The following is an 11270-nucleotide window of genomic DNA, read 5'->3' on the forward strand; positions in this document are numbered from 1 at the left end:
GGCCGGCCCCGGCCTGGCGGTTGGTGGGAATTCTCGATGATCCCGGGTCGGGCTCGTTCGCATACCCGTGCCCGGAAGTGGGAGACGTTCCGGCTCGTGGGGAGCCTGGCCGGGCATTGCGCCGCGTTCGAGCAAGGTGGCCGGTTGTGGCAGCCGCGTCGGATGCCGGCCGTGACCGCCACCGCCGCCGGAAGCCCGGTGCGGTCGTGGTGGGATCACGACGGCCCGTTCGCGATGATCCTGACCGGCCTTGGCGGGGGTGACCTGGTCATACCGGTGCGGCTGCCGCAAGGCCCCGGACGCCGGCCGGTCCTGGAGCACTACCTCGCCGACCCCGGCCGATGGCACAAGATCGATCTGGTCCGGCACCGCGACCCGGACGCGCCGGGTGGGTGGCGGTACGAGGCGAACCTGATGGTCCTTGGCCCCGGTTACACCTCACCCGCCGTCACCGAGCGCCGTCAGGCTGCCGCGCTGCTGGAGCGGCGGGGCGGGGTGGACGTCAACGTGTCCAACCTGACCGTGGTCTCGGTCCCGGTCGGCCCGGACGGCGGGTTGGCGGCCAGCCGTGTCGCCCGCACCGGCGACCACGACACCGCCCTGGTGGAGGAGCGGTTGCGGCAGCGGCGCCGCCAGCGGGCCTTGGATCGGTCCCGCCGCGCCGCGAACCCCGGCCAGTACCGGCTCTCACCACGCCAGCAGCGCCGCGCCGACCGCCGCCGCGCGGCCGGGCTCCCACCGGTGCAGGTCACCATGCCCGCCGGGCCACGGGTCGCCAACACGGCCGGGATACCGGTCCGCGCCTACCGGCACGACACCCTGACCGGCACCTACCGGCAGCTCCGCGCCCGGGCCGCCGCCGACGGCGCTGCCCGCACCAAAGCCGGGCACACCCGCGCCCGCATCACCGCCGCGGCCCTGGTCGCGGTCCACGGCGCGAGCCTGGTGGTCGAGGACACCGACATCCGTGTCTGGGCCCGGCGGTGGGGACGCGGCATCCACGCCTTCACCCCAGGCATGCTCCTGACCGCCCTACGCCGCGAAACCACCGCCGTCACCGCCCACAACGGCCACAGGCCGGGGCTGCGGCGGGCCGGGACCCGGCACACCGCCTGGACCCAACACTGCCTCTGCAGCCAGCGAGTCCCGAAGGGCCTGGCCGATCGCCGCCACTGCTGTCCCGGCTGTGGGCTGGCCGGGGACCGCGACCTTGTCGCCGCGCTGGTCGGCGCGCACACCGTGCTCGCCGACCCGGCCCATCCGGGTATGGCCCGGGTGGACTGGGACGCGGCGCGGACGACCCTCGACCGGTACGGGGTCGAGACCATCAACGTAGGGCTGCAAGGAGCCCTGACCGAGTCAACCGGAACCCACCACCCCGACCCCCACCACACTGGTGGACGGTCGCGGCGGCCGCAGCCCACCACCAGCCAGCACAGCCAGCGGCAGGGCGCTCGGCGAACCTTCGGAACGAGCCCTCGACAACCCCGGATGAGACCCGCAACCACACCAGTGGCCAGGACCACACCGGAACGACGAGACGCACACCCCGAACTGTCGACCAAGCCCGGCATTACAACCGGACTTCGATACAGACCTTAGCACCTGCTCCGGGGCAACGGCGGGCCCGGATTCCTCGCCGGCCAGCCCGCCCAGGGCGCCGCGCACGGCCTGCGTGCGCATGGCTGAGGCGGGACAGCGGCGGGCCCGTCCAGGGCGCTACGCACGGCCCGCGCAGCGGACGCTAGTGCGCGGCCAGTCGCGGCAGCACCTCGCCGATCGGGTCGCGGATGACCTCGTCGGCGATCGGGTCGTACGGGGTCTCGCCGGCGTTGACGATGACGATCCGGGCGCCGTGCTGGGCCGCCACCCCCACCAGCCCCGCGGCCGGGTGCACGGTCAGCGAGGTGCCCACGGCCACGAACGTGCGGCACCGCATCGCCGCCTCGGCCGCCGCGGTCAGCGTCGCCATGTTCATCTGCTGCCCGAAGGAGATCGTGGCCGACTTGAGGATGCCGCCGCAGCCGAGGCAGGCCGGGTCCGCCTCGCCCGCCTCGACCCGGTCGAGGGTCTCCCGCATCGGCCCGCGCGCCCCGCAGCCGAGGCACTCGGTCTCGTGCAGCGTGCCGTGCAGCTCGATCACCCGCGCCGGGTCCAGGCCGGCCCGCTGGTGCAGCCCGTCGATGTTCTGGGTGACGACCGCGGTGAGCCGCCCGTCGCCGGCCAGCGCCGCCAGGGCGAGGTGCGCGGCGTTGGGCCGGGCCTGCCACGCCGGGTGGTGCAGCCGCTCCTGCCACGAGCGGCGCCGCACGTCCGGGTCGGCGACGTAGTGCTCGATCGAGGACAGCTTCATCGCCTCGGGGTCGCGGGTCCACACGCCGTTGGGCCCGCGGAAGTCGGGGATCCCGGAGTCGGTGGAGATGCCGGCGCCGGTCAGCGCGACGACGGAGCCCTCGGCGATCCACTCGGCGGCGTCATACATGTCCGCCAGGGTAGATCCCCGGTTCCGGTCGCGGCCGTCGAATTATGGCGGTCTCTGGGTCAAGGGTCATTAGGCTGGAGGGTATGCAGCCGAGCGAGCGCCCCACGGTCGATGCCGCCCCCTGGGTCGGGGCCCTCACCCGCGTCGAACTGACGGTCACCGACGCCGACACCGCCCAGGCACTCGGCTCGGGCGACGTGCCCGTGCTCGCCACCCCGCGCGTGCTGGCGCTGGCCGAGGCGGCCACCGTCGGCGCGACCGCGAGCCGGCTGCCACCCGGCTACACCACCGTCGGCACGCGGATCGAGCTGGAGCACAAGGCGGCCACCCCGATCGGCGGGCGGGTCGTCGCGGAGGCCCGGCTGGCCAAGGCCGACGGCCGCCGCCTGGTCTTCGAGATCCTGGTCCGCGACGGCCGTCAGACCGTCGCCGAGGGGCGCGTGGAGCGGGTGATCGTCGAGCGCGCAAGGTTCCTGGCGAAGGCGCTGGAGGAGTCATGACCGTTCTTCGCGAGATCGCCGCGGGCGTCCACGTCCTGCGCCACCCGGTCCTCGACGTCAACGCGACCCTGGTCGTCGGCGGCGAGGCGGCGCTGGTCGTCGACACGCTGTCCACGGCCGAGCAGGCTCAGGACCTCCTGGCCGCGGTACGCCGGGTCACCCCCCTCCCCCTGCTCGTCGTCAACACCCATCACCATTTCGACCACACCATGGGCAACATGGTCTTCGCCGCCGCCGGCGCGCCCATCTACGGCCACGAGGAGGCCGCCGCCCTGATCGGCCCGGCCCTGCGCGACCGGGCCGTGCTGGAGTACCCGGAGCTGGCCGACGGCCTCGCCTGCACCACTCCGGTGCCGCCCGGCCGCCTGGTCCGCGCGGCCGACGACCTCGACCTCGGCGACCGTCTGGTGCAGCTGCGCCACTACGGCCGCGGCCACTCGGCCGGTGACCTCGTCGCCCTGGTCCCCGACGCCGACCTGGCCATCGCGGGCGACCTGGTCGAGCAGGGCGGCCCGCCGCAGTTCGACGACGCGTACCCGCTCGAGTGGCCCGACACCGTCGCCACCCTCCTCGCGCAGCTCGGCCCGCAGGCCCAGGTGGTGCCGGGCCACGGCAAGGTGGTCGGCCCCCGGTTCGTCGCCGCCCAGCACGAGCAGCTGGCCGCCCTGGCCTGGCTGATCCGCGAGGGCGACCAGGACGGCGCCCCGGCCGAGCGGGTGGCCGCGAAGTCCCCGTTCCCGCAGGACCTGGCCCTGTGCGCGGTGAAGCGCGGCTACGTCCAGCTCAACATGCCCTGAGCCCGGCGAAGGTGCCCCGATGCCGGGGACAGGGCGTAGGTCACGCCGGGATGCCCGACACGTCCCGCTCGAAGTTGCGGTGCGCCGCCACGGCCGCCAGCAGCGTCTGCGGGAACTCCGGCGTGAACTCCTCCTCCACGATGAGCGCCGGGTCGGCCGACGCCATCGTCAGCGGGATCTGCGCGCGCTGCAGCACGCCCAGCCCGGCCCCGAACGCCGCCACCGGCTTGCCGTGCTTGTACGCCTCGGCGGCGAAGTGCACGGCGACGCCGTCCACCGACAGGTCGGCCGTCGCGCCGGGCACCACCACGGCGTCGTACAGCACCGAGGAGGTGGTCGCGATCGCCCGGGTCACCTCGATCGGCACCCCGTCGGAGCCGGTCACCGAGCCGTCGAACGGCGCGAGCAGGTCGGCCGAGGCGCCGGCGGCGGTGCAGGCGTCGCGCAGCAGCGCGAGGACCCGGGCGTCGGCGCCGTCGGCGACGAGCACCGCGATCCGGCGGGTGCGCGGCGACGCCTCCGCGCCCTCCCGGGGCGCCTGCGACAGGGCGGGCGAGGTGCGCCCGTGGTTGTCGACCGACTTCACCGGCTCCTCGACGCCGATGCCCCGGGCCACCGACACCGCGAGGTCGTGGTCGATCCGGTTGAGGTGCTCGACGGCCCGCACCCGGATCGGCAGCGCGACCTTGCCCAGCTCGTAGCGGTACGCGGCGATGATGTGCTCCTGCTCCCAGGACGTCACGCTGTTCCAGAACAGGGTCGCCTGCCAGTAGTGCTCGGCGAACGTCTCGCTGCGCTTGCGCTCCTTGGGTCCCTCGACGTGCTCGGGGTAGGAGTGGAAGGCGGGGCCGCTGGGGGGCGTCGTGTCGAGGGAGTTGGGGTGGTAGTTGGCCCGGCCGAGCGGCACCGCGCTCTGGTGCGCCCCGTCCTGCTGGTCGTTGCGCACCGGCGCGAGCGGCCGGTTGATCGGCAGCTGGGCGAAGTTGGGGCCGCCGAGGCGGGTGAGCTGGGTGTCCAGGTACGAGAACAGCCGCGCCTGCAGCAGCGGGTCGTCGGTGAAGTCGATGCCGGGCACGACATTGCCGACGCCGAAGGCGACCTGCTCGGTCTCGGCGAAGAAGTTGTCCGGGTTGCGGTCCAGGGTCAGCCGGCCGACGGGGGTGACCGGGACGAGCTCCTCCGGGATGAGCTTGGTCGGGTCGAGCACGTCGATGTCGGCGAGCTCGAACGCCCGATCCTCGGGGATGAGCTGCAGCCCGAGCTCCCACGACGGGAACTGGCCGGCCTCGATCGCCTCCCACAGGTCGCGCCGGTTGAAGTCGGGGTCGCGGCCGGCGATCAGCTGGGCCTCGTCGAAGACCAGCGAGTGGGTGCCCAGCGCCGGGGTCCAGTGGAACTTGACGAACGTGCTCTTGCCGTGGCCGTTGACCAGGCGGAAGGTGTGCACGCCGAAGCCCTGCATCATCCGGTAGCTGCGCGGCAGCGCCCGGTCGGACATGAGCCAGATGACGTGGTGCATGGTCTCCGGCTGCAGGGTGACGAAGTCCCAGAAGGCGTCGTGGGCGGAGGCGGCCTGGGGCATCTCGTGGTGCGGCTCGGGCTTGAGCGCGTGCACCAGGTCGGGGAACTTCACGCCGTCCTGGATGAAGAAGACCGGCATGTTGTTGCCGACCAGGTCGAAGTTGCCCTGCCTGGTGTAGAACTTCACGGCGAAGCCGCGCACGTCGCGGGGCGTGTCGCTGGAGCCGCGCGAGCCCTGCACGGTGGAGAAGCGGGCGAAGACCGGCGTGCGGGCGTCGGGGTCGGTGAGGAAGTCCGCCGTCGTGTACTCGTCCAGGGGCTCGTACACCTGGAAGTACCCGTGCGCACCGGCCCCGCGGGCGTGCACCACCCGCTCGGGGATCCGCTCGTGGTCGAAGCGCGTCAGCTTCTCCCGCAGCTGGAAGTCCTCGAGCAGGGTCGGCCCCCGCGCGCCGGCGCGCAGCGAGTTGTCGGTGTCGTCGACCGGAATGCCCTGGTCTGTGGTCAGCGCACCGGCGCCGAACGGGCGACGGCTCCCGGCGAGCTGCCGATCCTTGGACGTCATACCCTTACCGCTACCACCGGTGGCCGGGTTTACACCTTCCGGCCGACCCGTCCGCAGATGGTGGCCAGCGCCAGCGCCAGGTCCCGGCCGCTCATCGCCCGCTCGGGCGCGACCAGGTGCTGCACCACCACGCCGGCCAGCAGCGCCTGGTAGAGCCCGCCGACGACCCGGGCGGTGTCGGGCTCCGCGGCCGCGTCGATGTCGTGGAACAGCCCGGCCAGGGCCGCCTCGGCCTCCACCTGCGCGGCCGCCCACGGCGACTCGGGCGCCGCCTGGTGGCCCAGGTGCGTCACCAGCTCGAACTGGGTGGTCCACAGCGAGCGGTTGGCGGTCACCGACGCGATGACCCGGTCCCAGACGGCCACGAACCGCTCCCGCTCGTCGCTCAGGTTCGGGCCGTCGGTGAGGGCCCGCTCCAGTTCGTCGCCCCATCGGTCCAGGGCCAGCCGCAGCGCCTCGTCGCGCAGCGCGTCGGTGGTCCTGAAGTGGTAGTTGATGGCGGCCAGGGCCACGCCGGCCGCACTGGCGATGTCGCGCGCGGTCGTGGCCGCGTAGCCCTTCTCGAGCAGGCACTGCACGGCGCCCTCGAGAAGCTTCTCCCGGTTACCCATGCGTTGAGCATACGTCTAAAAATTCTGTCTTGAACAAATGTCCCAGACTTCTGTACAGTAACGACATCGCCGAATGAGAGGGGTTCCCGACATGTCCGCCGTCGCCGCCACCGCCATCACCGCCGCCGCCCTCCTCGCCGCGGGTGGCGTCCCGCTGGCCTACCGCGCCACGCTCCAGCGCCGCCGGGCCGCCGAGGCCCGCATCGACACGCCGAACAAGATCGTCGAGGGCCGGTACGTGACGGCCGGCGGGGTCGAGCAGTGGCTGCAGATCCGCGGCGAGGACCGGGCCAACCCGGTGCTGCTCGTCGTGCACGGCGGCCCAGGCTCGCCGTACTCGGTCTTCACGCCGGCGCTGCGGGAGTGGGAGCGGTACTTCACGGTCGTGCAGTGGGACCGCCGCGGCGCCGGCCGGACCCTGCGCAGGAACGGCTTCCACCCCGAGGAGATGTCCTTCGATCGGATGGTCGAGGACGGCATCGAGGTCGCCGAGTTCCTGCGCGGCCACCTCGGCCAGGAGAAGGTCACGCTGTTCGCCGGCTCGATGGGCACCATCGTCGGGCTGCCGATGGTCCAGCGCCGCCCCGACCTGTTCCGCGCCTACGTCGGCACCGACTTCTACGTGAACATGGTGGAGAACGAGCGCATCGGCCGGCAGGAGACCCTCGAGCGGCTGCGCGCCGCGAACCACCGCAAGGGCGTCGCCGCGCTGGAGGCCCTCGACCCGGACCCGCGCACGTGGGACGTGAAGGCCTGGGGCACCCGCATGCAGTGGTCGATGAGCACCGACCCGACCACCGGCAACGACGCGCTCAAGCGCCTGTTCTCGCTGCTGCTGACCAAGCCCGACTACTCCCTCGCCGACGTGGCCGCCTGGCTCAAGGGTTTCAACAAGACCCGCGACACCATGTTCGAGCAGTTCATGCGGTTCGACGCCCGGGCGCTCGGCCTGCGGTACGAGGTGCCGTTCTTCCTCTTCCAGGGCGCCTCGGACGTCGTGACGCTGACCGGCCCGGCCGTGGAGTTCTTCGGCGAGGTGCGGGCCCCGGAGAAGGAGCTGGTGCTCATCGAGGGCGCGAGCCACTTCGCGGCGTTCAGCCAGCCGGCCGCCTTCCTCGACGCGCTGCGCAAGGTGAAGTGCTGAAGCGTGACGGCCCACTGGCCGTCGTGGCTCTCGGTGACGGCGGGGCGCAACAGCCCGGCGTCACCGGCGGCCGCGATCGGCCTGACGTCGTCGTTCAGGCGATGACCACCTCCGGGCCGGCCCGACGGATCGCCTCGACGTGCCCCGGGTCCGCGCTCGCGTCGGTGACCAGCACGGCCACGTCGCCGATCGCGCAGATCCCGGCCAGACAGGTGCGGCCCACCTTCGAGCCGTCGGCGACCACCATGACCCGGTCGGCCCGGCGGATCATCGCCGCGTTGGTGTGCGCCTCGATCTCGTCGTGCGTGGTGAGCCCGCCCCGGGCGCTGATCCCGTCCACGCCCACGACCGCGATCTCCATGTTGAGCCCGGCGAGCGCCTGATCGGCGATCGGGCCGACCAGCTCGTACGACTGCGTCCTCGACACGCCCCCGGTCATGATGAGCTTCAGCCGCGGGCGCAGGGCCAGCTCGGCCGCGATGTTGAGGGCGTTGGTCACCACGGTGAGATCGACCCGCTCGGCCAGCAGCCGGGCGAGGATCAGGGTCGTCGTGCCCCCGGTCAGCCCCAGCGTGAGCGGCCCGTGCGGCAGCAGGGTGGCGGCCCGCCTGGCCACGAGGGCCTTCGCCTCGCGGTTCTGGCCCCCGCGGTACCGCACGGGAAGCTCATAGGCGACGTCCACCGCCACCGCGCCGCCGTGCGTGCGGGCGAGCAGCCGCTGCTCCTCCAGCACCTGCAGGTCGCGCCGGATGGTGGCGGCCGAGACGGCGAACTCCTCGGCGAGCACGCCCGCGTCGATCGTGCCGAGCCGGGACACCCGGTCGAGGATGGCGGTCATGCGGTCGGAGCGGCGCATGTGCACCAATGCTAGGGCGTTGCGCGTTCGCCGCCAAAGCGCGCAATCAGAAATGTCCACTTGCGCAGTCAGTCTTGCCCGGCGAACGAAAACGCGCATAGCGTCGAGTGCATGGTTGCTGCCACTGATCTGGAGATCGCCAGCCAGCCCGACGTATGGGCCCGCGGCCTGACCATGGCCGACGAGGTCCGCGCCGCGCTGGCCGCCCCGGGCGAGCGCATGCTCGTGCTCGGCTGCGGCACGTCGTGGTTCGTCGCCCAGAGCCTGGCCGAGCTGCGCGAGTCGGCCGGCCTCGGCGAGACGGACGCCGTCTGCGCCTCGGAGTTCGTCCCGCGCCGCCGCTACGACCGCGTCGTGGCGGTCACGCGCTCGGGCACCTCGACCGAGGTCCTCGACGCGCTGCGCCGCCTGCCGGCCGGCCCGCACCGCGTGGCCTTCACCGCCGTCGACGGCGAGCCGGTCGACGGCCTCGCCGACACCCGCGTGCTGCTCGACTTCGCCGACGAGCGCAGCGTCGTGCAGACCCGCTTCCCGACCACGGTGCTCGCCGCCGCGCGGGCCGCGTTCGGCCTGCTGGGTGACGGCTTGGTGGGTGACGGGGTGGCCGCGCTGGCCGCTGACCTGCCCGCCGACCCGGCCTCGGTCGACCACCTCGTCTTCCTCGGCACCGGCTGGACCGTCGGGCTGGCCCACGAGGCCGCGCTGAAGGTGCGCGAGGCCGCGCAGGCGTGGTCGGAGTCGTACCCCGCGATGGACTACCGGCACGGCCCGGTCGCGGTCGCCGGGGAGCGCAGCCTGGTCTGGACCTTCGGCGACGTGCCGGCCTCGCTCGACGACACCGTGCGCGCGGCCGGCGCCCGGGTGCACCGCGACGGCCTGGACCCCCTCGCCCAGCTGGTCCTGGCGCAGCGCTTCGCCGTGGCCCTGGCCGCCCACCGCGGGCTCGACCCGGACCACCCGCGCCTGCTGACCCGCTCCGTCGTGCTGCCCGCGTGATCCTGACCGTCACCCTCAATCCGGCGCTCGACCTTACCTACGAGGTCGAGCGGCTGCGGCCGTACGCCACGCATCGGGTCTCGGCGGTGCACGAGCGCCCGGGCGGCAAGGGCCTCAACGTGGCCGGCGTCCTGCACGCCCTGGGCGAGCCGGTGCTGGCCACGGGGCTGCTCGGCGGCCCGACCGGCGCCCGGGTGCAGGCCCTGGTCGACGCGGCCGGGCTGCCGTCGTCCTTCGCCGCGATCGCGGGCGAGACCCGCCGCACGGTGACGGTGGCCGACCACACCGACGCGACCGGCCTATGGGAGCCGGGCCCGGTGGTGAGCGCGGCGGAGTGGTCGGCGTTCGCCGCCCGGTTCCGCACGCTGCTCGACGGCGCCGCGGTGGTGACCCTGTCGGGCTCGCTGCCGGCGGGTCTTTCCCCGGACGCGTACGCGGAGCTGATCACGATCGCGCGCTCGCTCGGCATCCCGTCGGTGCTGGACACCAGCGGCGAGGCCCTGCGCCTGGGCCTGCGCGCCGGGCCGACCCTGGCCAAGCCCAACGAGGCGGAGCTGGCCGCGCTGATGGGCTCCTTGGGCACGCCCGAGCCCGGGATCCGCTCCCTGCTGGCCCCGGGGTCGAGGGCGGTGGTGGTCTCCCGCGGCCCGCGCGGCCTGCACGCGGTGACGGCGGACGGCTCCTGGCGGGCCGCCCCTGCGTCCGCGCTGCGCGGCAACCCGACCGGCGCCGGCGACGCCTGCGTGGCCGCCCTGGCGAGGGGTCTGCGCGACGACACCCCGTGGCCGCCCCTGCTGGCCGACGCGGTCGCCCTGTCGGCGGCCGCCGTGGCCGCCCCGGTCGCCGGGTCGGTCGACATGGACAGGTATTCGCGGTTGAAGGAGGCCATCGATGCTGGTTCCGACGGGTGAGCTGGTCGCCGGGGCGCGGCGCCGGGGCGTCGGGGTCGGCGCGTTCAACGTGATCACCGTGGAGCACGCCGAGGCGATCGCGGCCGGGGCCGAGGCGGCCGGCGCCCCGGTGATCCTGCAGATCAGCGAGAACGCGGTGCGCTTCCACCACGGCCGGCTCGCCCCGATCGCCGCGGCCGCCCGGGCCGTGGCCGCGCTGGCCGCCGTGCCGGTCGCGCTGCACCTCGACCACGTGGAGAGCGACGAGCTGTTCGACCAGGCCGCCGAGCACGGCTTCGGCTCGGTGATGTACGACGCGGCGCGCCTGGACTACGCCGCCAACGTGGCCGCGACCGCCGCCGCCGCGCGCCGCGGGCACGGGCGGGGGCTGTGGGTGGAGAGCGAGCTGGGCGAGGTGGGCGGCAAGGACGGCGCCCACGCCCCCGGGGTGCGCACCGACCCGGGCGAGGCGGCCACCTTCGTCGCGGCGACCGGCGTCGACGCCCTCGCCGTGGCGGTCGGCTCCTCGCACGCGATGACCACCCGGGCGGCGCGGCTCGACCACGGGCTGATCGCCGAGCTGCGGGTCGCGGTCGCCGTGCCGCTGGTGCTGCACGGCTCGTCCGGGGTGCCCGACGACGAGCTGCGGGCGGCGGTCCGCGGCGGGCTGGTGAAGGTCAACATCGGCACGGCGCTCAACGTCGCCTTCACCGGGGCGGTCCGCGCGGCGCTGGGGCAGGACGCACGGGTGGTGGACCCTCGCAAGTACCTCACGCCAGCCCGGCTCGGGATGGCGGAGGCGGTCACGCGTGCCCTGCAGGTCGTCACGGATTGCGGCGGTGCGGGCGTTCCTTGATCACACCTTACCACACGTCATCAAACTCCATCGATTTATGATCGACTGGGCT

The 11270-nt window shown here is 73.8% G+C and carries 11 protein-coding genes; 7 read left to right on the plus strand and 4 right to left on the minus strand.

All coding sequences use genetic code 11. From position 1 onward, the window contains the following. Positions 1-171 precede the first annotated feature (171 nt). Complete coding sequence (locus AB0M46_RS14535) at positions 172-1602, plus strand: hypothetical protein (RefSeq protein WP_363335998.1); 1431 nt, start codon at positions 172-174, stop codon at positions 1600-1602. Between the two features lie 142 nt (positions 1603-1744). Here AB0M46_RS14535 and AB0M46_RS14540 read toward each other — a convergent pair whose 3' ends face one another. Next, the gene (locus AB0M46_RS14540; protein ID WP_363335999.1) at positions 1745-2482 is read right to left on the minus strand and encodes a Sir2 family NAD-dependent protein deacetylase; all 738 of its coding nucleotides are present in this window, start codon (positions 2480-2482) and stop codon (positions 1745-1747) included. Between the two features lie 83 nt (positions 2483-2565). Here AB0M46_RS14540 and AB0M46_RS14545 point away from each other — a divergent pair, with 83 nt between their 5' ends. Together AB0M46_RS14545 and AB0M46_RS14550 are read left to right on the plus strand one after the other, a co-directional pair. Further along, on the plus strand, positions 2566-2982 hold the full coding sequence (locus AB0M46_RS14545; RefSeq protein WP_344614484.1) for a hotdog domain-containing protein: 417 nt from the start codon (positions 2566-2568) through the stop codon (positions 2980-2982). Further along, positions 2979-3779 (plus strand): MBL fold metallo-hydrolase, encoded by an 801-nt coding sequence (locus AB0M46_RS14550; protein ID WP_363336001.1) that lies wholly within the window; start codon positions 2979-2981, stop codon positions 3777-3779. The genes AB0M46_RS14545 and AB0M46_RS14550 overlap by 4 nt, the downstream gene beginning before the upstream one ends. 40 nt (positions 3780-3819) lie before the next feature. On the opposite strand, the gene AB0M46_RS14555 is transcribed toward AB0M46_RS14550, so the two are convergent. Both AB0M46_RS14555 and AB0M46_RS14560 read right to left on the minus strand, forming a co-directional pair. Beyond that, entirely contained in the window at positions 3820-5865 is a 2046-nt protein-coding gene (locus AB0M46_RS14555) for a catalase (RefSeq protein ID WP_363336003.1), read from the minus strand. Positions 5866-5894: 29 nt separating this feature from the next. Then, a complete protein-coding gene (locus AB0M46_RS14560) occupies positions 5895-6476 on the minus strand; it encodes a TetR/AcrR family transcriptional regulator (RefSeq protein WP_363336005.1) in 582 nt (193 codons plus the stop codon). A gap of 91 nt (positions 6477-6567) precedes the next feature. On the opposite strand from AB0M46_RS14560, the gene AB0M46_RS14565 reads away from it, so the two are divergent. Then, positions 6568-7620 carry an alpha/beta hydrolase gene (locus AB0M46_RS14565; RefSeq protein WP_363336007.1) on the plus strand — a complete coding sequence of 351 codons (1053 nt, stop codon included), beginning with the start codon at positions 6568-6570 and terminating at the stop codon, positions 7618-7620. 94 nt (positions 7621-7714) lie between these two features. Here the strand turns inward: AB0M46_RS14565 and AB0M46_RS14570 are convergent, their stop codons facing one another. After that, on the minus strand, positions 7715-8476 hold the full coding sequence (locus AB0M46_RS14570) for a DeoR/GlpR family DNA-binding transcription regulator (RefSeq protein ID WP_363336009.1): 762 nt from the start codon (positions 8474-8476) through the stop codon (positions 7715-7717). A 111-nt stretch (positions 8477-8587) separates the two neighbouring features. On the opposite strand from AB0M46_RS14570, the gene AB0M46_RS14575 reads away from it, so the two are divergent. The 3 genes from AB0M46_RS14575 to AB0M46_RS14585 are packed head-to-tail and all read left to right on the plus strand — an operon-like array spanning position 8588 to position 11218. After that, positions 8588-9472 carry a sugar isomerase gene (locus tag AB0M46_RS14575; RefSeq protein ID WP_363336011.1) on the plus strand — a complete coding sequence of 295 codons (885 nt, stop codon included), beginning with the start codon at positions 8588-8590 and terminating at the stop codon, positions 9470-9472. Then, positions 9469-10383, plus strand: a complete 915-nt coding sequence (locus AB0M46_RS14580; RefSeq protein WP_363336013.1) for a 1-phosphofructokinase family hexose kinase — start codon at positions 9469-9471, stop codon at positions 10381-10383. Before AB0M46_RS14575 ends, AB0M46_RS14580 begins: the two co-directional genes overlap by 4 nt. Then, positions 10364-11218, plus strand: coding sequence for a class II fructose-bisphosphate aldolase (locus tag AB0M46_RS14585; RefSeq protein WP_363336015.1), 855 nt, complete (start codon positions 10364-10366; stop codon positions 11216-11218). Before AB0M46_RS14580 ends, AB0M46_RS14585 begins: the two co-directional genes overlap by 20 nt. Positions 11219-11270 lie beyond the last annotated feature (52 nt).

The organism is Dactylosporangium sp. NPDC051485 (assembly GCF_040682015.1).
In the GTDB taxonomy this organism is placed as follows: Bacteria; Actinomycetota; Actinomycetes; order Mycobacteriales; family Micromonosporaceae; genus Dactylosporangium.